The 22868-nt window shown below is 72.1% G+C and carries 25 protein-coding genes; 13 read left to right on the plus strand and 12 right to left on the minus strand.

The window, feature by feature from the left end:
* Positions 1 to 130 precede the first annotated feature (130 nt).
* Together O2W53_RS11865 and O2W53_RS11870 are read left to right on the plus strand one after the other, a co-directional pair.
* The gene (locus O2W53_RS11865) at positions 131 to 1633 is read left to right on the plus strand and encodes an amidohydrolase family protein (RefSeq protein WP_269163241.1); all 1503 of its coding nucleotides are present in this window, start codon (positions 131 to 133) and stop codon (positions 1631 to 1633) included.
* Between the two features lie 72 nt (positions 1634 to 1705).
* Positions 1706 to 2536 (plus strand): IclR family transcriptional regulator domain-containing protein, encoded by an 831-nt coding sequence (locus tag O2W53_RS11870; RefSeq protein WP_269163242.1) that lies wholly within the window; start codon positions 1706 to 1708, stop codon positions 2534 to 2536.
* Between the two features lie 18 nt (positions 2537 to 2554).
* Here O2W53_RS11870 and paaZ read toward each other — a convergent pair whose 3' ends face one another.
* From paaZ to paaK, 3 genes are read right to left on the minus strand one after another with little or no spacing between them, the layout of a single operon-like run.
* Entirely contained in the window at positions 2555 to 4612 is a 2058-nt protein-coding gene (gene paaZ / locus O2W53_RS11875) for a phenylacetic acid degradation bifunctional protein PaaZ (protein WP_269163243.1), read from the minus strand.
* On the minus strand, positions 4609 to 5247 hold the full coding sequence (locus O2W53_RS11880; protein ID WP_269163244.1) for a TetR/AcrR family transcriptional regulator: 639 nt from the start codon (positions 5245 to 5247) through the stop codon (positions 4609 to 4611). The genes paaZ and O2W53_RS11880 overlap by 4 nt, the downstream gene beginning before the upstream one ends.
* Positions 5244 to 6599: a phenylacetate--CoA ligase PaaK gene (paaK, locus tag O2W53_RS11885; protein ID WP_269163245.1), complete on the minus strand. Its 1356-nt coding sequence runs from the start codon at positions 6597 to 6599 to the stop codon at positions 5244 to 5246. The genes O2W53_RS11880 and paaK overlap by 4 nt, the downstream gene beginning before the upstream one ends.
* A gap of 222 nt (positions 6600 to 6821) precedes the next feature.
* Between paaK and paaA the strand changes: the two genes are divergently transcribed.
* The 5 genes from paaA (at position 6822) to paaE (ending at position 10801) form a co-directional block, all read left to right on the plus strand.
* A complete protein-coding gene (gene paaA / locus O2W53_RS11890; RefSeq protein ID WP_269163246.1) occupies positions 6822 to 7787 on the plus strand; it encodes a 1,2-phenylacetyl-CoA epoxidase subunit PaaA in 966 nt (321 codons plus the stop codon).
* Positions 7787 to 8179 carry a 1,2-phenylacetyl-CoA epoxidase subunit PaaB gene (paaB, locus tag O2W53_RS11895; protein WP_442929280.1) on the plus strand — a complete coding sequence of 131 codons (393 nt, stop codon included), beginning with the start codon at positions 7787 to 7789 and terminating at the stop codon, positions 8177 to 8179. The genes paaA and paaB overlap by 1 nt, the downstream gene beginning before the upstream one ends.
* A gap of 98 nt (positions 8180 to 8277) precedes the next feature.
* A complete protein-coding gene (gene paaC, locus O2W53_RS11900; protein ID WP_269163247.1) occupies positions 8278 to 9189 on the plus strand; it encodes a 1,2-phenylacetyl-CoA epoxidase subunit PaaC in 912 nt (303 codons plus the stop codon).
* Positions 9190 to 9251: 62 nt separating this feature from the next.
* The gene (paaD, locus tag O2W53_RS11905) at positions 9252 to 9725 is read left to right on the plus strand and encodes a 1,2-phenylacetyl-CoA epoxidase subunit PaaD (RefSeq protein ID WP_269163248.1); all 474 of its coding nucleotides are present in this window, start codon (positions 9252 to 9254) and stop codon (positions 9723 to 9725) included.
* Complete coding sequence (gene paaE / locus O2W53_RS11910) at positions 9725 to 10801, plus strand: 1,2-phenylacetyl-CoA epoxidase subunit PaaE (RefSeq protein ID WP_269163249.1); 1077 nt, start codon at positions 9725 to 9727, stop codon at positions 10799 to 10801. The genes paaD and paaE overlap by 1 nt, the downstream gene beginning before the upstream one ends.
* A 50-nt stretch (positions 10802 to 10851) precedes the next feature.
* On the opposite strand, the gene O2W53_RS11915 is transcribed toward paaE, so the two are convergent.
* Entirely contained in the window at positions 10852 to 12123 is a 1272-nt protein-coding gene (locus O2W53_RS11915; RefSeq protein ID WP_269163250.1) for an aldose epimerase family protein, read from the minus strand.
* A gap of 349 nt (positions 12124 to 12472) precedes the next feature.
* Between O2W53_RS11915 and O2W53_RS11920 the strand changes: the two genes are divergently transcribed.
* From O2W53_RS11920 to O2W53_RS11935, 4 genes are all read left to right on the plus strand, one after another.
* Entirely contained in the window at positions 12473 to 12637 is a 165-nt protein-coding gene (locus tag O2W53_RS11920) for a hypothetical protein (RefSeq protein WP_269163251.1), read from the plus strand.
* Between the two features lie 45 nt (positions 12638 to 12682).
* Positions 12683 to 12835 (plus strand): hypothetical protein, encoded by a 153-nt coding sequence (locus O2W53_RS11925; protein ID WP_164699637.1) that lies wholly within the window; start codon positions 12683 to 12685, stop codon positions 12833 to 12835.
* Between the two features lie 47 nt (positions 12836 to 12882).
* Positions 12883 to 14154: a D-arabinono-1,4-lactone oxidase gene (locus O2W53_RS11930; protein ID WP_269163252.1), complete on the plus strand. Its 1272-nt coding sequence runs from the start codon at positions 12883 to 12885 to the stop codon at positions 14152 to 14154.
* Between the two features lie 260 nt (positions 14155 to 14414).
* A complete protein-coding gene (locus O2W53_RS11935; RefSeq protein ID WP_269163253.1) occupies positions 14415 to 14609 on the plus strand; it encodes a hypothetical protein in 195 nt (64 codons plus the stop codon).
* A gap of 401 nt (positions 14610 to 15010) precedes the next feature.
* Here the strand turns inward: O2W53_RS11935 and O2W53_RS11940 are convergent, their stop codons facing one another.
* The 3 genes from O2W53_RS11940 to O2W53_RS11950 all read right to left on the minus strand — a co-directional run bounded on the left by O2W53_RS11940 (position 15011) and on the right by O2W53_RS11950 (position 16432).
* Complete coding sequence (locus tag O2W53_RS11940) at positions 15011 to 15361, minus strand: hypothetical protein (protein ID WP_269163254.1); 351 nt, start codon at positions 15359 to 15361, stop codon at positions 15011 to 15013.
* A gap of 98 nt (positions 15362 to 15459) precedes the next feature.
* Complete coding sequence (locus tag O2W53_RS11945) at positions 15460 to 15891, minus strand: DUF2750 domain-containing protein (RefSeq protein ID WP_269163255.1); 432 nt, start codon at positions 15889 to 15891, stop codon at positions 15460 to 15462.
* A 79-nt stretch (positions 15892 to 15970) separates the two neighbouring features.
* Entirely contained in the window at positions 15971 to 16432 is a 462-nt protein-coding gene (locus O2W53_RS11950; protein WP_269163256.1) for a hypothetical protein, read from the minus strand.
* Between the two features lie 166 nt (positions 16433 to 16598).
* Between O2W53_RS11950 and O2W53_RS11955 the strand changes: the two genes are divergently transcribed.
* On the plus strand, positions 16599 to 16979 hold the full coding sequence (locus O2W53_RS11955; protein WP_269163257.1) for a hypothetical protein: 381 nt from the start codon (positions 16599 to 16601) through the stop codon (positions 16977 to 16979).
* 117 nt (positions 16980 to 17096) lie between these two features.
* On the opposite strand, the gene O2W53_RS11960 is transcribed toward O2W53_RS11955, so the two are convergent.
* A complete protein-coding gene (locus O2W53_RS11960; RefSeq protein WP_269163258.1) occupies positions 17097 to 17594 on the minus strand; it encodes a hypothetical protein in 498 nt (165 codons plus the stop codon).
* A gap of 341 nt (positions 17595 to 17935) precedes the next feature.
* Between O2W53_RS11960 and O2W53_RS11965 the strand changes: the two genes are divergently transcribed.
* Positions 17936 to 18454: a hemerythrin domain-containing protein gene (locus O2W53_RS11965; RefSeq protein ID WP_269163259.1), complete on the plus strand. Its 519-nt coding sequence runs from the start codon at positions 17936 to 17938 to the stop codon at positions 18452 to 18454.
* A gap of 52 nt (positions 18455 to 18506) precedes the next feature.
* Here the strand turns inward: O2W53_RS11965 and ppk2 are convergent, their stop codons facing one another.
* From ppk2 to O2W53_RS11985, 4 genes are all read right to left on the minus strand, one after another.
* Positions 18507 to 19343: a polyphosphate kinase 2 gene (gene ppk2 / locus O2W53_RS11970; protein ID WP_269163260.1), complete on the minus strand. Its 837-nt coding sequence runs from the start codon at positions 19341 to 19343 to the stop codon at positions 18507 to 18509.
* A gap of 84 nt (positions 19344 to 19427) precedes the next feature.
* On the minus strand, positions 19428 to 20435 hold the full coding sequence (locus O2W53_RS11975) for a sugar phosphate isomerase/epimerase family protein (protein WP_269163261.1): 1008 nt from the start codon (positions 20433 to 20435) through the stop codon (positions 19428 to 19430).
* Positions 20435 to 21622, minus strand: coding sequence for a Gfo/Idh/MocA family protein (locus O2W53_RS11980; protein WP_269163262.1), 1188 nt, complete (start codon positions 21620 to 21622; stop codon positions 20435 to 20437). The genes O2W53_RS11975 and O2W53_RS11980 overlap by 1 nt, the downstream gene beginning before the upstream one ends.
* Positions 21623 to 21693: 71 nt before the next feature.
* Positions 21694 to 22752: a substrate-binding domain-containing protein gene (locus tag O2W53_RS11985; RefSeq protein ID WP_269163263.1), complete on the minus strand. Its 1059-nt coding sequence runs from the start codon at positions 22750 to 22752 to the stop codon at positions 21694 to 21696.
* Positions 22753 to 22868: the final 116 nt, after the last annotated feature.

Genomic DNA, 22868 nt, shown 5'->3' on the forward strand with positions numbered 1-22868 from the left:
CCGGAAGTCGCCAGAGCCCGGTTCGCCTTGACATGTGGTCGCAGTCACCCTGAGAGTGGGCCCGGTCGCCAGGCTGACCGTTGTGCGGACACTCGTCCGCGACAGTCCGGTGACGGCCTGGAGGTAGACGATGTCCCAGCCCGACACCGACGTCGCGGGGCAGGCGACCGACCGCCCGGTCGCGCTGCGCAACGGCACCGTGCTGACCATGGACGACGCGCACACCGTGCTGCCCGACGCCGACGTGCTGGTCGTGGACGGGAAGATCGCCGCCGTCGGTCAGCAGCTCGACGTCCCGGCCGGGACGCTGGAGATCGACGCGCAGGGCGGCGTCGTGATGCCCGGCATGATCGACACCCACCGGCACATGTGGCAGACCGCGATGCGCGGCTACGGCGCCGACTGGACGCTCACCCAGTACTTCGTCTGGTACTACCTCGAGCACGGCAAGGCCTTCCGTCCCGAGGACGTGTACGCCGGCAACCTGCTGTCGGCCTGGGACGCCGTCGAGGCCGGGGTGACCACCACCGTCGACTGGTCGCACGGGCTGCAGACCGTCGACCACGCCGAGGCCGCCGCCGACGCCCTGCTCGCGGTGCCCGGCCGGTTCCTGCTGGCCTACGGCAACATCCAGGCCGGTCCCTGGGAGTGGGCCACCGACCCGGCCGTGCAGGCGTTCCTGAAGCGTCGCCAGGACGAGGGCAAGCTCGGCCTGCAGCTGGCCTTCGACGTCACCGGTGACCCGGCGTTCCCGGAGAAGCCGGCGTTCGAGGTGGCGCGCGAGCTCGGCCTGCCGGTCACCACGCACGCCGGCGTCTGGGGGGCCACCGGCGACGAGGGCATCCGGCTGATGCACGAGAACGGCTTCATGACCCCCGAGACGGTCTACGTGCACGCCGCCACGCTGACCACCGACTCCTACCACCGGATCGCCGCGACCGGCGGCTCGATCTCGGTGTCCACGGAGTCCGAGCAGAGCGCAGGGCAGGGCTACCCGCCCACCTGGCAGGTGCGCCGGCACGGCATCCCGGTCTCGCTGTCGATGGACACCAGCGTGTGGTGGAGCAGCGACCTGTTCTCCGCGATGCGCAGCACGCTGGGCGCCGACCGGTCGCGGGAGCACCTGGAGGCCCACGCCCAGGGGCAGACGGTCACCCAGGTGCACCTGCGGGCCGAGCAGGTCGTCGACTGGGCCACCCGTGGCGGCGCGCTGGCGCTGGGCCGGGACGACCTGGGCAGCCTGGAGCCGGGCAAGCAGGGCGACGTCGTGCTGATCAAGAACGACCGGTCGCCGGTCTCCTTCCCGCTGCTGAACCCCTACGGGCACGTGGCCTTCCAGGCCCAGCGCGGCGACGTGCACACCGTGCTCGTCGGCGGCCGGGTGGTGAAGCACGAGCACCAGCTGGTCGGCGCCGACCTGGCCGCGGTGCGGCGGACCGTCGACGCGACGGTCGAGCACCTGCAGTCGACCCTCGGCCCCGAGGCGTGGGCGGCCGGCATGAACCCGGCACTGCCGGACGACGACGTGCTGGACAACCCGTACACCTACACCGAGTACAAGTCCCACTCCACCCACGGAGCGCGGGGCAACGTCTTCGGCGAGCCCTCGCTGGACCAGCACAGCTCGCACTGAACACCCGTCGCACCGCGCCGGCCCGGCGCGGTGCGACGCACCAGCAGCAACGGGACGGGGAGGTGGCACACAGTGGCAGGACGGGGCACGGGGCCGGACTTCGTGGAGGCGCTGGCGCGCGGACTGGACGTGCTGGCCTGCTTCGACGCCGACCACCCGGTCATGTCGCTGAGCGACGTCGCGACGTCCGCCGGGCTGGCCCGGCCGACCGCGCGACGGCTGCTGCTCACCCTGGAGGAGCTGGGCTTCGTCCGGTCTTCCGCCGGCGCCTTCCGGCTCACCCCGAAGGTGCTCACCCTCGGCATGGCCTACGTCGGGGCGCTGGGGCTGTGGGAGATCGCCCGCCCGCACCTGGAGGGGCTGGTCGCGCAGACCGGTGAGTCCTCCTCGATGGCCCAGCTCGACGGCTCGGACATCGTCTACGTCGCGCGGGTCGCCGTCCCGAAGCTGATCACGCTGCGGGTGGAGATCGGCACGCGCTTCCCCGCCGTGCAGACCTCGCAGGGCAAGGTGCTGCTCGCCGGCCTCTCCCCCGCGGAGCTGGAGGCCACCCTGGCCCAGCCGAGCCGGGCCGGGCTGCCGACCTACATCGGCCGCTCCGCCGACCAGCTGCAGACCGAGCTGACCGAGGTCCGCGCCCGTGGCTGGGCACTGGCCGACGAGGAGCTGGCCCCCGGCGTCCGCTCGGTCGCGGTGCCGGTCCGGGACGGCGCCGGCGCCGTGCGCGCCGCGATGAACGTGACGGTGCACGCCGCCGAGACCTCGACCGACCGGCTGCTCACCGAGCACCTCCCCCGGCTGTTGCGCACCGCCGGCGACATCAGCGCCGAGTGGGCGCTGTGGCAGACCCGGCCGCACGTCGAGGTCACCCGCCGGCCGGACGGCTCGACGGCCGCCGGCTGAGCGCCTCCCTGCCGCCGATCAGCTCGGGTCGGCCGCCGGGGGCCAGGTCTTCGCGACCATGGTGAGCACGTCGTAGGTGGCCACCGGCTGCCCGTCGCCGTCCACCACGACCGCGTCCCAGCGCACCTCGCCGTGGTCGGCGCCGCCCCGCGGGGTGATCTGCTTGGCGGTGAGGGTGACCGTCAGCTCCGCACCGGGCTTGACCGGGGTGAGGAACCGCAGGTTGTCCACCCCGTAGTTGGCCAGCACCGGGCCCGGGTCCGGGTCGACGAACAGCCCGGCGGCCCAGGAGACGATCAGGTAGCCGTGCGCGACCCGCCCGCCGAACAGCGGGTTGGCCGCGGCGGCCGCCTCGTCCATGTGGGCGTAGAAGGTGTCGCCGGTGAACTCGGCGAAGTGCTCGATGTCGGCGAGGGTGACCGCCCGCGGCCCGGCGGTCACCGAGTCCCCGATCCGCAGGTCGGCCAGCGACTTGCGGAACGGGTGCACGCCGTCGTCGGTGCGCGCGGCGCCGGTCACCCACCGGCGACCGATCGCGGTCAGCATGTCGGGTGAGCCCTGCACGGCGGTGCGCTGCATGTGGTGCAGCACCCCGCGGATCCCGCCGAGCTCCTCGCCGCCACCGGCCCGCCCGGGGCCGCCGTGCACCAGCACCGGCAGCGGGGAGCCGTGGCCGGTGTTCTCCCCGGCGTCGTCCCGGTCCAGCACCAGCACCCGGCCGTGCGCGTGCGCGGCACCGAGCACGAACTCCCGGGCGACCGCCGGGTCGTGGGTGACGATCGAGCCCACCAGGCTGCCCTGCCCGCGCGCAGCGAGCTCGACCGCGTGCGCCACGCCGTCGTAGGGCAGCACCGTGCTGACCGGCCCGAACGCCTCGACGTCGTGCGGCTCGGCGGCGGAGAGGTTGTCGCAGCGCAGCAGCATCGGCGGCAGGAAGGCGCCCCGGTCCCGGTCGGCGCCGACCACGGAGAAGTCGTCCGGGTCCCCGGCGACCAGGTCGGCCACCCCGCGCAGCGCCTTCACCGCCCGGAGCACCTCCTGCCGCTGGTCCAGGCTTGCCAGCGCGCCCATGGTGACGCCCTCGGCGCCCGGGGCACCGACGACGACCTCGGCGAGCTTCGCCCGGGTGGCCTCCACGACGTCGTCGGCCAGCTCGCGCGGCACCAGCGCCCGGCGGATGGCGGTGCACTTCTGCCCCGCCTTGACGGTCATCTCGGTGACCAGCTGGTCGACGAACAGGCCGAACTCGGGGGTGTCCGGGGTGGCGTCGGGGCCGAGCACCGCGCAGTTGAGCGAGTCGGCCTCGGCGTTGAACCGCACCGAGTTCGCCACCACCGCGGGGTGATTGCGCAGCTTGCGGGCGGTGGACGCCGAGCCGGTGAAGAACACCAGGTCCTGCCCGGCGAGCCCGTCGAGGACGCCGGCGGCGCTGCCGGCCAGCAGCTGCACGCTGCCCTCCGGCAGCAGGCCGCTGTCGACGATCGAGCGGACGACGGCCTCGGTCAGGTAGGCGGTCTGGCTGCCCGGCTTCACCACGGTCGGCACGCCGGCGATGAAGGCGGGGGCGAACTTCTCCAGGAAGCCCCAGACCGGGAAGTTGAACGCGTTGATCTGCACGGCGACCCCGCGCAGCGGCGTGTACAGGTGCTGGCCGAGGAAGGTGCCGCCCCGGCCCAGCGGCTCGGGGGCCCCGTCGAGCACCACGGTGTCGTCGGGCAGCTCCCGGCGCGCCTTGCTGGCGTAGGACAGCAGCGTGCCGAAGCCGCCGTCGACGTCCACCGCGGTGTCCCGGTCGGTGCACCCGGTGCGCCGGGAGAGTGCGTAGACCGCGTCCTTCTCCGCCATCAGCCGCAGGCCCAGCTGCTTGAGCAGCGCCGCGCGCTGGTGGAAGGTCAGCTCACGCAGCGCCGGGCCGCCGACCGAGCGGGCGTGGTCCAGCATCGCCGGCACGTCCAGCCCGGTGCTGGACACCCGGACGACGGTCTCGCCGGTGACGGCGTCGGCGATCGGCGTCCCCTCGTCGGGGGCGGTGTACCAGCGGCCGGCGACGTAGCTCGGCAGCAGCGGTGCGGTCATCGGAGCGCCTCCGGAGGGACGGGTGCGGCTGCGGTGCGCAGGCCGCTGAAGGTGGTCGTGACCAGCGCGTCGGCCAGCGCCTCGGCGTCCAGGCCGCGACCGGGGCGGTACCACTCGGTGAGGGAGTTGACGGTGCCGAACAGCAGCCGGCTGGTCACCGCGGGGTCGACGTCGGGCCGCACGTCGCCCTCCTCCTCGGCCGCGCGGACCAGGTCGGTGACGATCCGGTCGAACTCGCGGCGCCGGTCCAGCGCCTCGGACTCGACGGCGGAGTTGCCGCGCACCCGGAGCAGCAGGGTGACGAACGGCAGGTGGGTGGTCAGCACGCGCACCGACCCGCGGACGACGTGCTCCAGCCGGTCGATGGCCGGGCCGTTGAGCGCTCCCGGCTCGTCCAGGACGGCGAAGAGCGCGTTCAGCGCCCGGTCCAGGGCCAGCCGCAGCAGCTCCACCTTGCTCGGCACGTGGTGGTAGATCGCCGACTTGGTGACGCCGAGCCGGGCCGCCAGCTCGTCCATGCTGGTGGCCTCGTACCCGCGCTCGATGAACACGGCCACCGCGGTGTCCAGCAGCGAGTCCAGCGAGTGCCCGGGCCTCCCCCGCCGCGCCGGGATCGCCGGAGAGGTCGCGGTCATGGCCGGTCGCGGCGGTCGGTGAGCCGCTGCAGCTTGCCCACCGAGCGGGCCAGCGTCTCCGGGTCGACGACGGACACCTCGACGGTGATCCCGATGGTGTCCTTGACGGCCGTGCCGACCTCCTGGGCCGCAGCGGCGCGCCGGTCGGCCGGGCAGTCCGGCCGGGCCTCCACGTGCACGGTCAGGTGGTCCATCCGCCCCCGGGTGGTCAGCTCGAGGGAGAAGTGCGGGGACAGCCCCGGGGTCCGGAGCACGACCTCCTCGATCTGGGTCGGGAAGACGTTGACCCCGCGCAGGATGATCATGTCGTCGGTCCGGCCGGTCACCTTCTCCATCCGGCGCATGCCCGGCCGGGCGGTGCCCGGCAGCAGCCGGGTCAGGTCACGGGTGCGGTAGCGGATGACCGGCATCGCCTGCTTGGTCAGCGAGGTGAACACCAACTCGCCCTGTTCCCCCTCGGGCAGCACCTCGCCGGTGTCCGGGTCGATGACCTCCGGGTAGAAGTGGTCCTCCCAGATGTGCAGACCGTCCTTGGTCTCGACGCACTCCTGCGCGATGCCCGGGCCCATGACCTCCGACAGCCCGTAGATGTCGATCGCCTCGATGTCCAGGCGCTCCTCCATCTCCCGGCGCATCTCCTCGGTCCACGGCTCGGCGCCGAAGATGCCGATCTCCAGCGAGCAGGCACGCGGGTCCAGGCCCTGCTTCTCGAACTCGTCGATGATCGTGAGCAGGTACGACGGCGTCACCATGATCACCCGCGGCTGGAAGTCCTGGATCAGCTGCACCTGGCGCGGGGTCATGCCACCGGAGACCGGGATGACCGTGCAGCCCAGCTTCTCCGCGCCGTAGTGCGCGCCCAGCCCGCCGGTGAACAGCCCGTAGCCGTAGGCGTTGTGCAGCTTGTCCCCGGCGCGGCCGCCGGCCGCGCGGATGGAGCGGGCCATGACGGTGGCCCAGGTGTCGATGTCGTCCTCGGTGTAGCCGACGACGGTCGGCCGCCCGGTGGTGCCCGAGGAGGCGTGCACCCGGCGGACCTGGTCCTGCGGGACGGCGAACATCCCGAACGGGTAGTTCTCCCGCAGGTCGGCCTTGCCGGTGGTCGGGAAGCGCGCCAGGTCGGCCAGCTCGCGGCAGTCGTCGGGGTGCACGCCGGCGGCGTCGAACGCCGTCCGGTAGTGCGGGACGTTCGCGTAGACGTGCCGCAGGGTCCACTGCAGGCGCTCCAGCTGCAGGGCGCGCAGCTCGTCGACGCCCATCCGCTCGGCCGGGTCGAGCAGCGCCGGGTCGGGCGCCGAGCCCAGCCGGCGGGCGCTCTCGTCGGTGCCCGTGGTCCCGGTCGCTGTGGTCATGCGCTGTGTCCTCCGCGGTCGCCGAGCGTCGTTGCCGGCCGGCCGGCCGGGCGCACGCGGCACCCAAATACCGTCCAGGTGGTCAGTAACCAACTCCTCGCCGGGACGGCTGTCAACCCGCGTCGCGCCGCCCGGCCGGGACGGGTTGTGCCGCGCCGCGCGAGGGTGGACACTGAATACCGACCGCATGGTCAGTAATTGATCGCCCAACGAGGGGACGTCATGTCTGCGCCGACGCTGGACCGCCCGACTCCGGACGAGACCGTGCTGCAGCAGCAGTTCGACGCCACGATCGCGGCCGACCACCGCATCGAGCCGCGCGACTGGATGCCCGAGGGCTACCGCAAGGGCCTGATCCGGCAGATCGCCCAGCACGCCCACTCGGAGATCATCGGCATGCAGCCCGAGGGCGACTGGCTGCTCGCCGCCCCCAGCCTGCGGCGCAAGGCGATCCTGCTGGCCAAGGTGCAGGACGAGGCCGGCCACGGGTTGTACCTCTACTCGGCCGCCGAGACCCTCGGCGCCGACCGGGCCGACCTCACCGACAAGCTCATCGAGCGCAAGCAGAAGTACAGCTCGATCTTCAACTACCCGACGCTCACCTACGCCGACGTCGGCGTCATCGGCTGGCTGGTCGACGGCGCGGCGATCTGCAACCAGGTGCCGCTGTGCCGCAGCTCTTACGGGCCCTATGCCCGGGCGATGATCCGGGTCTGCAAGGAGGAGTCCTTCCACCAGCGGCAGGGCTACGAGCTGCTGATGACGATGATGCGCGGCACCGACGCCCAGCGGGCGATGGTGCAGGACTCCGTCGACCGCTGGTGGTGGCCGTCGCTGATGATGTTCGGCCCGCCGGACGACGACAGCCCCAACTCGGCCCAGTCGATGGCCTGGGGCGTCAAGCGGCACAGCAACGACGAGCTGCGCCAGCGCTTCGTCGACATGACCGTGCCGCAGGCCGAGGTGCTCGGCGTGACGCTGCCCGACCCCGAGCTCGCCCTGGACCCCGAGACCGGCCGCTACCGCTTCGGCGCCATCGACTGGTCGGAGTTCAAGCAGGTGCTGGCCGGCAACGGCCCGTGCAACGACGAGCGGATCGCCCGCCGCCGGGCCGCCCGCGACGACAACGCGTGGGTCACCGAGGCGGCGACCGCCTACGCCGACAAGCACGCGGCCGTGAGCGCCTGATGAGCGACCAGGACGCCGGCGGGCCGATGGGCGACGTCACCGCCGAGGGTGGGCACGGCGCCGTCCCCACCGGGCCGGGCGTGCCGGTGGCCGACCAGCCGGCGGTGAGCAAGCGCGACTGGCCGCTGTACGAGGTGTTCGTCCGCGGCAAGCGCGGGCTGAACCACGTGCACGTCGGCTCGCTGCACGCCCCCGACGACGAGATGGCCGTGCACGCCGCCCGCGACCTCTACACCCGGCGCAACGAGGGCGTGAGCATCTGGGTGGTCCAGGCCGGCGCCATCACCGCCTCCAGCCCCGACGAGAAGGACCCGCTGTTCGCCCCCAGCGGCGACAAGGTCTACCGGCACCCGACGTTCTACGAGATCCCGGAGAACGTCCCCCACATGTGAAGGACCTCCTCTCCCCCCACCCGCCTCGTTCCTCGGCGGGCGGGCCCCTGAGAGAAGGCCGATGGCCGTGCACTCCGTGCCCGGAAGAGAGGTTTCGCATGGCGCATGAAGAGACCGTGTACGAGGCGTTGGACCATGCGCACGGGGGCGAGGGGCAGTGGGCCTTCGGCACCGGCTTCGACGAGCCGCTGGCCGGGGTCGACACCACCGTGCCCGAGGGCATCGACCCGGCTGACCTGGGCGCCTACTGCCTGATGCTCGGCGACGACGCGCTGGTGCTCTGCCAGCGGCTCACCCAGTGGGTGACCAACGCCCCCGAGCTCGAAGAAGAGGTCGCGCTGGCCAACTGCGGGCTGGACCTGCTCGGCCAGGCCCGGCTGCTGCTGGCCCGCGCGGGGTCGGTCGGCGTGCTCGGCCGCAGCCGCGAACGGGCGACGGCGAGCATCCCCGACGAGGACGCGCTGGCCTACTTCCGCGATCCCGACGAGTTCCGCCACTCCGGACTCGTCGAGGCGCCCAACGGCGACTTCGGGCAGACCGTCGTCCGACTGCTGGCCGCCTCCGCCTGGCGGCTGGCACTGTTCGCCCGGCTGCGCGAGTCCCGCGACCCGGTGCTCGCCGCGATCGCCGCCAAGGGCGTCCCCGAGCTGACCTACCACCGCGACCACGCCGCCCGCTGGGTGCTCCGGCTCGGCGACGGGACACCGGAGTCACACCGCCGCACCCAGGCCGGCGTCGACGCCGTCTGGCCGCTGCTCGCCGACCTGTTCACCGCCACCGACGTCGAGACCCGGCTGACCGCCGCCGGGGTGGCCGTCGACCCGGCAGAGCTCACCGACGAGGTGCGCGACGTGCTCACCCTCGTGCTGGAGCGGGCGACCCTCACCGCGCCCGAGTGGCCCACCCCGCAGCCCAGCCGCGGCCGCGCCGGTGAGCACAGCGCGGACTTCACCACGCTGTTGACCGAGCTGCAGTCCACCGCCCGCGAACACCCGGCCGCGACCTGGTGACCGCGATGTCGTCGACCCCGAGGGGCCAAAGTCGCGATTTTGGCCCCTCTGACGCGCGGGCGGTGGCGGAGACGGTCACCGACCCCGAGCTGCCCATGCTGACACTGGCCGACCTCGGCGTGCTGCGCGACGTCCGGGACGAGGACGGCACGGTCGTCGTGGAGATCACCCCCACCTACTCCGGCTGCCCGGCGATGGGCGTCATGCGCGCGGACCTGGTGCACGCGCTGCACCGGGCCGGGTTCGCCGACGTCGACGTCCGCACCGTCCTCTCCCCCGCCTGGAGCACCGACTGGATCAGCCTGGCCGGCCGCCGCAAGCTGGCCGACGGCGGCATCGCACCGCCTGGCGACGCGCCGGTACGCCACACGGGCCCCGTGCCGCTGCAGCTCGGCCCGTCCCGGCGGACGGCGAGCTGCCCGCAGTGCGGGTCGGCCGACACAGAGGAGATCAGCGAGTTCAGCGGGACCGCGTGCAAGGCGATGCGCCGCTGCCGGGTCTGCCTGGAGCCCTTCGAGCACCTCAAGGAGATCTGATGACGGCCCCCGCCCGCCGGCGTCCGCAGTTCCACCCGCTGAAGGTCGCCCAGGTCGAGCGGCTCACCGACGACGCCGTGGCGGTGACCTTCGACGTCCCGCCCGAGCTGGCCGAGGACTACCGGTTCCGCCCCGGCCAGGCGCTGACCCTGCGCCGGGTGGACGGCGACCGGGACGAGCGGCGCTCCTACTCCATCTGCGCGCCGGTCGGCGCCGCACCCCGGGTCGGGGTCCGCGAGGTGCCCGGCGGCTTCTTCTCCGCCTACCTGGTCAACGAGGTGCGGCCGGGCGACGAGATCGAGGTGCTCCCCCCGTCGGGCACCTTCACCGCCGACCTGTCGGTGCCCGGCGACCACGTGTTCGTCGTCGCCGGGTCCGGGGTCACGCCGGTGCTCTCGCTGGCCGCCACCGTGCTGCGGGACGGCGAGTCGACCGTGACCGTCTTCTACGGCAACCGCCGCACCAACACGGTCATGTTCGCAGACGAGCTCGCCGACCTGAAGGACCGCTACGGCACCCGACTGCAGCTGGTGCACGTGCTGTCCCGCGAGCCGCGGGACGCCGAGCTGACCAGTGGCCGGCTGGACGGCGACCGGTTGCGCACCCTGGTCGACGCCTTCACCGACGCACCGCAGGTGGACCACTGGTGGCTGTGCGGCCCACACGGGATGGTCACCGACGCCCGCGAGCTGCTCACCGAGCTGGGCGTGCCGACCGAGCGGGTGCACCAGGAGCTGTTCTACGTCGACGACCTGCCGCCGGAGCCGGTCCGCGGCGACGACCAGACCGTCGAGGGTCCGAGCAGCTCGGTGACGATCGTGCTGGACGGCCGCACCACGACGCTGACCCTGCCGCGCGGGGTGCCAGTGCTCGACTCGGCGCAGCAGGTGCGCGGCGACCTGCCGTTCGCCTGCAAGGGCGGGGTGTGCGGCACCTGCCGGGCCCGGGTCACCGACGGCGAGGTGGAGATGCGCCGCAACTACGCGCTGGACCCCGGCGAAGTGGACGCCGGGTACGTGCTGACCTGCCAGTCGCTGCCGCTGACCGACGAGGTCACCGTCGACTACGACGCCTGACGTCGCCGGCTGCGAGTGGGGAGCCCCACCCGCAGCCGGCGACCCGGCCGTCAGTTGTCCAGGATGAACACCGTGGTGCTCTGGTACTCCTCGCCCGGCTGGAGCTCCGTCGAGGGGAACTCGGGCTGGTTCGGGGAGTCCGGGAAGTGCTGGGTCTCCAGCGCCAGCCCGTCACCCTGCCGGTAGACGCTCCCGCCGGTGCCCACGATCGTGCCGTCGAGGAAGTTGCCCGAGTAGAACTGCAGGCCCGGCTCGGTGGTGGCGATCGTCAGAGTCCGGCCGCTGTCCGGGTCGTGCAGTACGGCGGCCTTCTCCAGGGCGTCCTCGCTGTCCGAGCCCTCGCGCGCGCCGTTGTCCTCGCGGTCGAGCACCCAGTTGTGGTCGTAGCCCTGGCCGTACAGGATCTGCTGGTCGGCCACCCGGATGCGCTCCCCGATCGCGGTGGGCTCACGGAAGTCGAACGGCGTGCCCTCGACCGGCGCGATCTCCCCGGTGGGGATGAGCGTCTCGTCGACCGGGGTGTAGGCGTCGGCGTCGATCTTGAGCTCGTGGTCGTAGATGGTGCCGGACCCCTCGCCGCCGAGGTTCCAGTAGGTGTGCTGGGTGAGGTTCACGACGGTCGGTGCGTCGGTGGTGGCCTCGTAGCGGACGGCCAGCCGGTTGTTCGCGTCCATGGCGTAGGTGACCGCGGTGGTGAGGGTGCCGGGGAAGCCCTGGTCCCCGGCCGGGCTGACCAGCTCCAGCCGCAGCGCGGCCACGCGGTCGTTGCCGACGGGGGTCGCCGTCCACACCCGGTCGTCGAACCCGTCGGGCCCGCCGTGCAGGGTGTTCGGGCCGTCGTTGAGCGGCAGCTGGTAGGTCTCGTCCTCGATGTCGAAGGTGCCGCCGGCGATGCGGTTGCCGTAGCGGCCGATGAGCGAGCCGAAGTACGGGTCGGCGTCCGAGGCGTAGCCGGCCACGTCGGGGAAGCCCAGGACGACGTTCTCCACGTCCCCGTCCTCGTCGGGCACCTCCAGGGTCTGGATGACACCGCCGTAGGTGAGCACCCGGACCGTCATGTCGCCGTTGCTCAGCGTCCAGCGCTCGACCGGGGTGCCGTCGGGCGCGGTGCCGAAGGGCTCGACGGTCGTGCTCGCGGAGCCGCGGTCGGAGCCGCCGCCGCGTCCCGGGTGACCCTCGCCCGCGGCGGCCGGTGCGGCCGCGCTGCCGACGAGGAGGCCGGTGCTGAGGGTGGCCACCAGGGGCCAGTGGCGCCGTCGGTGCCGTCGGGTCGCCGCGGCGGCCGGCTGACGGGAGGAGGGCAGGGTGGCGCGTCCAGGCATGCGGGACTCCGGTGTCCGTGGTGGTCCACCGGCGTCATCGCGCGGTGGCGGGGGCCGTGCCCCGCAGCACCAGGAACGGCGAACGGGGTCGTGCCCTCGGTCAGTCCGGTGGAACGCGCCCGACCGTAGGGAGGTCAGCGGAATGGTGTCAATGGGACGCCTGGGGCTGCGCGCGTGGCCCGGGACCACCCGGAGTCGGCTTCCACGTCTGGATCGCGCCCGGGCTGGGCATGGAGGTGGTCGACCCGGGCGAGCCGAGCCCGGGGACCCGAGCCCCTCCGGCGGCCCGGCGTGGCCCTCGGTCCACGAGTGCGCCGCGGTGGGGCTCCCGTCCTGGGAGGAGAGACCCATGGCCGACACCCCCGACTCCGGTCACTCGGACGAGCCCGGACTGCGCCAGCAGATCGCCAACGGCGGCTGGCAGCTGTACGCCCTGGAGTTCGTCGCACTGCTGGTCGTCTTCGGCTGGCTGTTCGTCACCGTGTACTTCGGCGGCGGGGAGGGCCCTTGGTGACCCGGCGCTGCGTTTCAGCCCGACTTCCCCGGGCACGCACCCGTCGTGCGTGAGATGGACCCCAAGGACCCCAGCACCCTCTACGCCGAGGGGCCGGTCGCCGACGAGCCACCCGACGACGACGTGCCCGAGTCGTCCCCCGTCCGCGACTCCGGGGGCACCGGGCCGGGGCCGGACGACCTCGACCGGCTGCTCTGACCGACGTCCCGCCCGACGCGGACGACGCACCTGCGGGAGACTGGGGTGTGACCGAGGCACCCGTGGCACTGGCGACCACGAACTGGGCAGGCAACCACACCTATCGCGCGACGCAGCTGCACCGGCCGGAGTCGCTGGCCCAGCTGCAGCAGACGATCGCGAACGCCCGGCAGGTGCGGGTGCTGGGCTCTCGGCACTCCTTCACCGCCATCGGCGACAGCGCCGAGCTGGTGTCGCTGGAGGCGATGACCTCCGACCGGGTCGACGTGAGCAGCGACCGGCGCACGGTCACCGTCGATGCGGGCCTCCGGTACGGCGAGCTGGCTGCCGCCCTGCACCGCGAGGGCCTGGCACTGCACAACCTGGCCTCGCTCCCGCACATCTCGATCGCCGGCGCGGTGGCCACGGCCACGCACGGATCCGGTGTCGGCAACGGCAACCTGGCGACGGCGGTCGCCGGCCTGGAGCTGGTGACCTCCAGCGGGGAACTGGTCCGGTGCGCGCGCGGCGACGCCGACTTCGACGGCATGGTCGTCGGGCTGGGCGCGCTCGGGGCGGTCACCCGGATGACCCTCGACGTCGAGCCGACCTTCGAGGTGCAGCAGCGGGTGTTCGAGCAGCTGCCCTGGGACGCGCTGTACGGCAACCTGGACGAGGTCCTGTCGGCCGGCTACAGCGTCAGCCTGTTCACGGGGCTGGGACCGAGCGTGGACATGGTCTGGGTGAAGTCCCGCACGGACGCCGCCGACTCTCCCGCCGGTGACCTGTTCGGCGCGGTCGAGGCCGCCACCGAGCTGCACCCGCTGCCCGGCATCGACCCGGCGCCCACCACCGCGCAGCTGGGCAGCGCCGGCCTCTGGTCGGACCGGCTGCCGCACTTCCGGATGGGCTTCACCCCGAGCAACGGCAACGAGATCCAGTCCGAGTACCTGCTGCCCCGCACCGCAGGGGTGGAGGCGCTGGAGGTGCTGCGCTCGCTGGCGCACCGGATCCGGCCGCTGCTGCAGATCTGCGAGGTCCGCACGATCGCCGCCGACGAGCTGTGGATGAGCACCGCGTACGGCGAGCCCACCCTCGGCCTGCACTTCACCTGGCTGCCCGCCCAGGCCGACGTCGAGGAGCTGCTGGTCGAACTGGAGGCCCAGCTGCTGCCGCTCGGCGCCCGCCCGCACTGGGGCAAGCTCTTCCTCGCCGACGCGGCCACCCTCGCCCCCCGGTACCCGCGCCACGCCGACTTCCTGGCCCTGGTCGACCGGCTCGACCCGCGCGGCGCCTTCCGCAACGACTGGCTCCAGCGGCACGTCCTCGGCGACGCCTAGGTCGGCGGCCTCCGCCCTGCGGCTGCGACGCAGACAGCCGGCTCAGCGCCCTGAGCGGCCCACTCAGGGACCCCGGGCGGGTCACCTCACCTCTCTTGTGCCTGGCGCAGGTGGACGGCGTCCTGCTGGACTGCCCGGGACCAGGAGTGATCTGGAGCGGTGACGGGCGGGAGGCCGATTCGATGTGGGTGTGGGCGGGACCGAGATGGACACGCCCCGGTGGTCGATTCAGCCGGGCCACGTGGCTCGCCAGCCTGCCCGTGGCGGCGCTCCTGATCTGGTTCGGGTGGACCCACATGGACGCCGGATCTGCCGCCGGGGGCGTGGGCTTCCTCGTCGCATGGACCGTGGGCATCGTCGCCATCACGGCCTGGAACTTCCGCACCATGTACCTCGGGCGAGGCGCGCGCGCCGAAGCCCTGCAGCGCGCAATCGAAGAGCATGACCCACGCTGAGTCCGTCGAGAGCACGTCTGGCGGATGTCGCTGAGGCCACCTTCGGGGTCGACATGGCCGGGTGCGGCACCGTCGACCCGGCTGAGCCTGCAGCACGAGAGGCGGCCGCCGCGGCCGGCTCAGGGGACGATGTGCTGGCTCTCCTTGGGCGGCCGGAGGCAGTCCTCCTCCACCGGCGATCGGGGCGGCAGCTCCGGCGCGGGCGGGGTGAGGCCTCATACGGCACCTGGCTCAGCGCGTGGGCCATCACGTTGAGCCGGGCCCGCTTCTTCACCTCGGCCTCGACCACCCACCGGGGCACCTCGGCGATGACGGGTCAGCGGGAGTCGCGTCGTTGGCTCCGGAGAACCCGCCCCGTCGCCCTCAACGGTCCCTACGGGACACCGCAGTCGCGCTGGTGCTCAGTCCCGCGGGCGGTCCACCGGCTCGGAGAAGCGGCCGGCGCCCAGTTCTCTGAGTGTTGACGTCCGCCGCAGTTCTTCGAGGGCCGCCTCGTCCAGCCACTCGGTCCTCGCACCCAACTCTCGCCAGAGGACGAGCCCGGGGGCGGCAGCGGCCACGGCGAACCGTGGGTCGCTCACCTTGATCGTGCCGGCGCACTTCCAGTCCGGCAGCCGCAGCCGGATGACGGTCTGTCGCCACTCATGCCGCGAAGTGGCCGCGACGAGGTACTCGAGGTCCTCCACTGACACCCGGTCGCGACCGTGCCAGTGCCAGACGGACAGGCGGCCAGCCGCGTCAGGCGCGTTCACGCACTCATGATCGGCTGCGCGATCGCGTCTCTCCAGCCGGCCGGCTCACTCGTCTCGTAGCGGGCCACTCAGGGACGACCTGACCGTCGTGGTCCTGGCTACGGCAAGACCCGAGCCAGTCCGGCGGGATCGTTCATCCAGGCAGCCGACTCGCGTTGGTCCTGCGGGACCTCGTCCAGCAGTCGGGTCGCGAAGTCGCGGACCGAGTACGTACCAGCGATGTGGCCGTCAACTGGGTGGACGGCGATCCCCACGTCGGCATCCGCCCAGCGACGCAGGCTGCTCACGAGCTCGTCCAGCGGTCGTTCGAGGACCCGCTCACCCGGCTCGCCGTCGTCCTGGTTCTCCGAGGACGCAGATGCCTCGTCAGGCCACAACGGAAGCAGTGTGTCCCCGTTGCGGTCCTCCCACGGCGTGACTCCTTCGTCGGTCCCCCAGCTGAAGCAGACACCCTGCTCGACCACGTGGCGAAAGAAGGCTGCGGCCCTGGACTTGTTGGCGGCCACCCGTTCGAAGGGCCTGGGAGGCATGCCACCGACCGTAGCCCCGGCGGAACCGTCGTCCCGGATGCCTGCGGCCCGTGTCCCTGCGCGAACCACTTCGGTTGACTCACTCCACCCGGAGGGCTGCCCTACGCCGAGCCTCTGCGAGGCGCCGTTCGAGTCGCTGGGCGGCTACCTCCCAGGCGTGCATCGGCGTGAACCCGTGGTCCTCGTACACCCACCAACCGGTTGGGTCGGCTTCCTGTGTCTCGATGGACTCCTCCAGGTAGACCGTCAGCCAGCTGGCTGACGCCTCCTCGTCAGAGAGACGGTCACCGCAGGCACCGCCTCTTTCGGCGCCCGCATCCCGCAGGAGTCGGAGGAGCTGGTCCTGCTCGAAGCGCAGTCGGATCGGCTCCCCATGACGTTCGAGTTCGACGACGCCCTGCTCAGGAACGAAGCTGCTCAGCACCTCGTGGACTTCCCGCACCGTCTCGCTTGCGCCCGCATCGACGGAGTAGGTCACCTCCACCTCACTCCCGAGCATGTCTGCGAAGCGACGCAGCACGCCCTCAGCCTCGGCATCCACGGCGACAGCGTGAGTCTTCTGCGCGGATCTGTCACTCAGGGCGATCTCTGCGTGTTGGCGCTCGAGCCACCCTCTGGGCGAGCCGGCGGTGGCGCCTCTCAGCGGCCCACCAAGGGACACCGCCCGCTTCCCATGCAAGACCGGTGTGCACCCATAGATTGACCGCATGGTGCGCCGACGTCCAACGCGCAGGCAGTCCTTCGCGCAGGTCGTGGACCAGTTGGACCCGGCGCAGCCGGGCGCAGATCAGTCAGCGCCAATCCCCAACCTCGCTCTGCAGCCCGAGTTCACCGACCGCAGCGGAGTCACGTGGATCCGGCGGGGAGGACTCATCACCGAGAAGCGTCTGCGGAAGTTGCTGCACGATCCTTCGGTGCGAGTGCTGCATGACCATCTGGGTGAGACGACGGAGGTGCCGGCCGACGGGCGCGAGACGTTCTGTCAGTCGGCGCGGGAGCTTTCGCGCCAGTCTCCGTACTCGCAGTTCACATGTTCGGAGTTCAAGAGCGAGGGTCGGCACCTCTTGGTCGTGCACGAGGACTGCTGAGCGCGCGAGTTCCCCCGAGCGTGAGGGACGCTTCCGAAGCCGCCCTCTGGGCGAGCCGGCGCTCGTGCCCGTGAGCGACCAATTCAGGGACTCCGGGGGCGTGGAGAGGCTCGCACCTCACATGCCCGTCCGCTGCTGTAGCTCGACGGTGAGCTGGGCGGCCGAGAACAGCAGACTGGTGTTCACCGTCAAGAGCGAGAAGACGTTGGTGGGCGGGTGGTAGTCGAGTTGACGGACTTGTCCGCGGACGTCCGCGGGTGTCTCGACCAGGTCGTAGTCGTCCTCCCACTGCCACACCTGTACGTCGGTGAACCGAAAGACGGCGACGGGAGTGGCGCGAGCCTCGACTGGAGTCCACTCGGGATCGTCGTAGACGAAGCGCATGGTCAGCGTCGGTTGTTGGACTCGGTAGTCAAAGCCAGCGAACTGCATCTCGTGCAGGCGAACCCAGATGCCACCCTCGGTCTGGAACTCGTAGGGCCTGAAGTCCGGGTGATCCAGACTGCTTCGTGCCACTCCCTCGTACTTGACCGGCGCCCGCTCCACCTGCGGCCACGCGTGCAGTGACGACTCGACGGGTGCGCTCGGCTTCATTCCTCGTCGGAACAGGCTCACGGTCAAGAACGCTAGCCGGTCCCGACCGCACGCCTGCCTGCCCGCGCGGCCCACTACTGACGACGCCGTCCTCGCCCTACGCTGATCGATCGATCAGCTGGCGCGCCTCACGAAGAGAGTCAGCTCGTCCGCACACCTCAAGCGAAATGCCCGTGCGACCAGATCAGGCGGGCGCGGCCGACGAACTGTGGATGAGCTCCGTGTACAGCGAGCCCACCCTTGAACACAGATTCCGGGGCCGAGGGAGTCGCCGGACCACTGGGCGACGGGTGGAACGGTGTCGGACGCGGCGGCCCCCTGCCCCTCGCGTATGCCGTGCAGGGGAACGGGTAGCGAGTGGCATGTCGCAGTTCGAGATCACCGCCCTTGTCCTGGCCGAGCACGAGGTCTTCCGGCGGGAGTTCACCGCGCTCGACGACCTGCCCGCCGAGGAGCTCGCCGCCGCCTGGGAGGCGCTGCACGCCAAGCTCGAGGTGCACGCCGTCGCCGAGGAGCAGCTGTTCTACCCGCTGCTCGCCCAGGAGGCGGACGCCGAGCAGGAGACGGCGGAGGGCGTGCACGACCACAACGAGATCCGGCACGCCGCGGCCGCCGTCGGGGAGCAGCAGGTCGGCAGCGAGGCGTGGTGGGAGGCAGTCCGGAACGCCCGCCAGGTCAACGCCGACCACATGGCCGAGGAGGAGACGGACTTCTTCCCGCCCTTCAAGGAGGCCGTCGACGACGAGCAGCGCGAGGCCCTGGGGATGCAGTGGCTGGCCTTCCACGACGAGCACGAGCAGGCCGAGGGGTTGTCCGGCGACGACGCGGAGGTGGCCGAGGTGGTCGCCACCGAGGTGCCGGAGGGTGACCCGTCCCGCTAGGGACGCCGACCCGGCGCGGCTGCGGCGCGGAGGGCGAGCTCCGCAGTCACGCTCAGGGGACGATGTCGGGCACGATGTGCTGGCTCTCCTTGGGCGGCCGGAGGTAGTCCTCCTCCACCGGCGGTCGGGGCGGCAGCTCCGGCGCGGGCGGGGTGAGGTCCTCGTACGGCACCTGGGTCAGCAGATGGGCCATCACGTTGAGCCGGGCCCGCTTCTTCACCTCGGCCTCGACGACCCACCAGGGCGCCTCGGGGATGTCGGTGGCCGCGAACATCGCGTCCTTGGCCCGGGAGAAGTCGACCCAGCGGTTCCGGGCCTCGAGGTCCATCGGGCTGAGCTTCCAGCGCTTGGTCGGGTCCTTCAGCCGCTTCTGGAAGCGCTTCTCCTGCTCCGTGTCGCTGACGGAGAACCAGTACTTCACGACCGTGATCCCGCTGCGCACCAGCATCCGCTCGAACTCCGGGCACGACCGGAGGAACTCCTCGTACTCCTCGTCGGTGCAGAAGCCCATGACCCGCTCGACGCCCGCGCGGTTGTACCAGGACCGGTCGAACAAGACCATCTCCCCCGGGCCGGGCAGGTGCGCCACGTACCGCTGGAAGTACCACTGCCCTTTCTCCCGCTCGGTCGGAGCCGGGAGCGCGACGACATTTGCGTGCCGCGGGTTGAGGCTCTCGGTGATCCGCTGGATCGCGCCGCCCTTGCCAGCGGCATCGCGGCCTTCGAAGAGGACGACGACCCGCAGGCCCCGCGCGCGGATGTGCTCCTGCTGCTTCACCAGCTCCGTCTGCAGCCGGGACAGTTCCTTCTCGTAGAACTTCGTGTCCACCTTGCCGGTGGACTCTGGGGTCTCCTCGACCGACGACGTCGGACCCGGTGCGCTGACCATGTGACGAGCATCATGCGCTGACCGTCCGGCGGCAAGCGGTGTGCCGTCGGGCTGCGGGACCCCGTGGCCCCGCAGCCCGGCGGGTCAGGCGCCGCTGGAGAAGGCGGCGTCGAAGGCGGCGGCCGGCGGGTCGAACGCCAGCCGGCGGACGAACTCCAGCGCCTCGGGCGCTCCGACCAGTCGGTCCATCCCGGCGTCCTCCCACTCCACCGAGATGGGGCCGGCGTAGCCGATGGTGTTGAGCATCCGGAAGCAGGCCTCCCACGGGACGTCGCCGTGCCCGGTGGAGACGAAGTCCCAGCCGCGCCGCGGGTCGGCCCAGGGCAGGTGCGACCCCATCCGGCCGTTGCGCCCGTTGCCGACCTGCTTCTTCGCGTCCTTGCAGTCGACGTGGTAGATCCGGTCCTTGAAGTCCCAGAGGAAGCCGACCGGGTCCAGGTCCTGCCAGACGAAGTGGCTGGGGTCCCAGTTCAGCCCGAACGCCTCGCGGTGGCCGATCGCCTCCAGGGTGCGCACCGTCGTCCAGTAGTCGTAGGCGATCTCCGAGGGGTGCACCTCGTGCGCGAACTTCACCCCGACCTCGTCGAACACGTCCAGGATCGGGTTCCAGCGGGCGGCGAAGTCGGCGTAGCCCTCGTCGATCATCGACTCGGGCACCGGCGGGAACATCGCCACGGTCTTCCAGATCTTCGACCCGGTGAACCCGACGACGACGTCGACGCCCAGCGCCCGGGCCGCCCGCGCGGTCGCCTTCATCTCCTCTGCCGCGCGCTGCCGCACCCCCTCGGGGTCGCCGTCCCCCCACACCCGGGGGTGCACCATGCCGCGGTGCCGCTCGTCGATCGGGTCGTCGCAGACCGCCTGGCCGTTGAGGTGGTTGGAGATGGCGAACACCTGAAGGCCGTGCCGCTCGAGCAGGTCCAGCCGCTCCTTGACGTAAGCCGGGTCCTCGGCGGACCGGACGACGTCGAGGTGGTCGCCCCAGCAGGCGATCTCCAGGCCGTCGTAGCCCCACCCGGAGGCCAGCCGGCACACCTCCTCGAACGGCAGGTCGGCCCACTGGCCGGTGAACAGGGTGACGGGGCGGGGCATCAGTGCCCTCCTTCGATCTCGGTGAAGGCGGAGTTGTCGGCGGCGCTGCGCTCCACGGCGGCCAGCACCCGCTGCACCTGCAGGCCGTCGGCGAACGACGGCGTCGGCTGCTCGCCGGCGGCCAGCGCGGTGACCAGGTCGACCACCTGGTGGGTGAAGCCGTGCTCGTAGCCCAGTCCGTGGCCGGCCGGCCACCAGGCCCCGACGTAGGGGTGCTCGGCTTCGGTGACGACGATCCGCCGGAAGCCGGCCGTCGTGGCCGGCTCGCCGCCGTCGAAGAAGTGCAGGACGTTCATGTCCTCGAAGTCGAAGGCCAGGCTGCCGGCCGAGCCGTTCACCTCGATCCGGATGGCGTTCTTCCGGCCGAGGGCGAAGCGGGTGGCCTCGAAGGTGCCGAGCGCTCCCCCGGTGAACCGGCCCAGGAAGACGGCGGCGTCGTCGACCGTCACCTCCCCCATCCCCTCGCCGCCGACCCCGCCGAGCCGGCCGCTGCTGGCCGGTAGCGGCCGCTTGTTCACGAAGGTCTCCAGCATCGCGCTGACGCCGGTGAGCGTCTGCCCGGTGATGAACTGGGTGAGGTCGACGATGTGCGCCCCGATGTCACCCAGCGCGCCGGACCCGGCCTTGTCCTTCTCCAGCCGCCAGGACATCGGCGATGCGGGGTCGGTGAGCCAGTCCTGCAGGTACTGGGCCCGGACGTGCCGGATCTGTCCCAACCGCCCCTCGGCGATCAACTGCCGGGCCAGGGTGATGGCCGGCACCCGCCGGTAGGTGAAGCCGACCATCGCACGCACCCCGGAGCCGGCGGCCCGTTCGGCGGCCTCGGCCATCGCCTCGGCCTCGGCTACGGAGTTGGCCAGCGGCTTCTCGCAGAGCACGTGCTTGCCGGCCGCCAGCGCGGCGATCGCCATCTCGGCGTGGGTGTGGCCGGGGGTGCAGATGTCGACGAGGTCGACGTCGTCCCGCTCGAGCACGCGGCGCCAGTCGGTCTCGGTGTCGGCCCAGCCGTACCGGGCGGCCGCGGCGGCGACCCCCTCGGGGTCCCGGCCGGCCAACACGGTCAGTTCCGGGGTCAGGGGCAGGTCGAAGAAGCGCGGCGCGGTGCGCCAGGCGTGGGAGTGCGCCGCGCCCATGAAGGCGTGGCCGATCAGTCCGACGCGCAGCGCCGGCCGGGCAGGGAGGGTCATCGCAGGCTCCAGGGGTGGGACCGGCGCCGCCGGTGACCGGAGGGGGTCACCGACGGCACCGGTCGGGGAGGTCAGGACTCGAACGCGTCGTCGATGTACTGGTCGACGTTCTCAGCCGTGACCACCGGCGCGTTCAGCACGATCTCCCGCGGCACCTCCTGGGACACCAGGTCGGACATGCTCTTGCCCTGGGCGATCAGGCGGGCCAGCGCGATGCCGTCGGCGGCCTGGGTCGCCGGGTAGATGACGGTCGCCTCCAGCACCGAGTCACCGGACTGGATGTCCCGCATGGCGTTGGCCGAGCCGGCCCCGCCGACCATGAAGAACTCGTCGCGGCCGGCGTTGTTGATCGCGGCCAGCACGCCGACGCCCTGGTCGTCGTCGTGGTTCCACAGCGCGTCGATTTGCGGTGCGGCCTGCAGCAGGTTGGCCGCCACCTCCTCACCGGACTCGACGGTGAACTCCGCAGCCACCCGGTTGTCCACGTCCAGGCCGCAGTCGGCCAGTGCGTCGGCGAAGCCCTGGCTGCGCTCCTGGGTCAGCGGCAGCGAGTCGATGCCGGCGATCTCGGCCACGACGGCGTCGGGCTGGTCACCCAGCCGGGAGCAGATGTACGTGCCGGCGGAGACGCCCATCCCGTAGTTGTCGCCGAGGATGGTGGCGCGGGCGGCGAACGGGCTGGAGAACTCGCGGTCGACGTTGATCACCGGGATACCGGCCTCCATCGCCCGCAGCGCCACCGGGGTGAGCGCGGCGCCGTCGAAGGGCAGCAGCACGATCGCGTCGACGCCCTCGTTGATGAACGTCTCGACCTGCGCGATCTGGGCGCCGACCTCGTTGGTGCCCTCGGCGACGACCAGGTCGATGTCCTCGTGGCGGTCGGCCTCAGCCTGGGCGGCGTTGCTGATGCCGGCCATCCAGCCGTGGTCGGCGGCCGGCGCGGAGAAGCCGATCCGCACCGTCTCACCGGTCTCGTCGTTGGAGCTGGCGACGACGTCGCCGCCGCCCTCGTCGGAGCCGGAGCTCTCCGGCGTGTTGCTGGTACAGCCGGCCACCAGGGCACCGGCCCCCACCACGCAGACGGCGGTGGACAGCAGGCGACCGTACGGACGCTGCCTCGTTGCAGACATGTTCTCTCCTCGCAGATCGCCGCCCTGGCCGCGCAGCCAGGAGTCGGGGGTTCAGGGTGGTTCGGGTGGTGCGCCGGAGGCCGGGCGGGCCGGCCGTCGGTGCTGATCCCGCCGCA

The organism is Modestobacter sp. VKM Ac-2978 (assembly GCF_026968025.1).
Classification (GTDB): domain Bacteria; phylum Actinomycetota; class Actinomycetes; order Mycobacteriales; family Geodermatophilaceae; genus Modestobacter.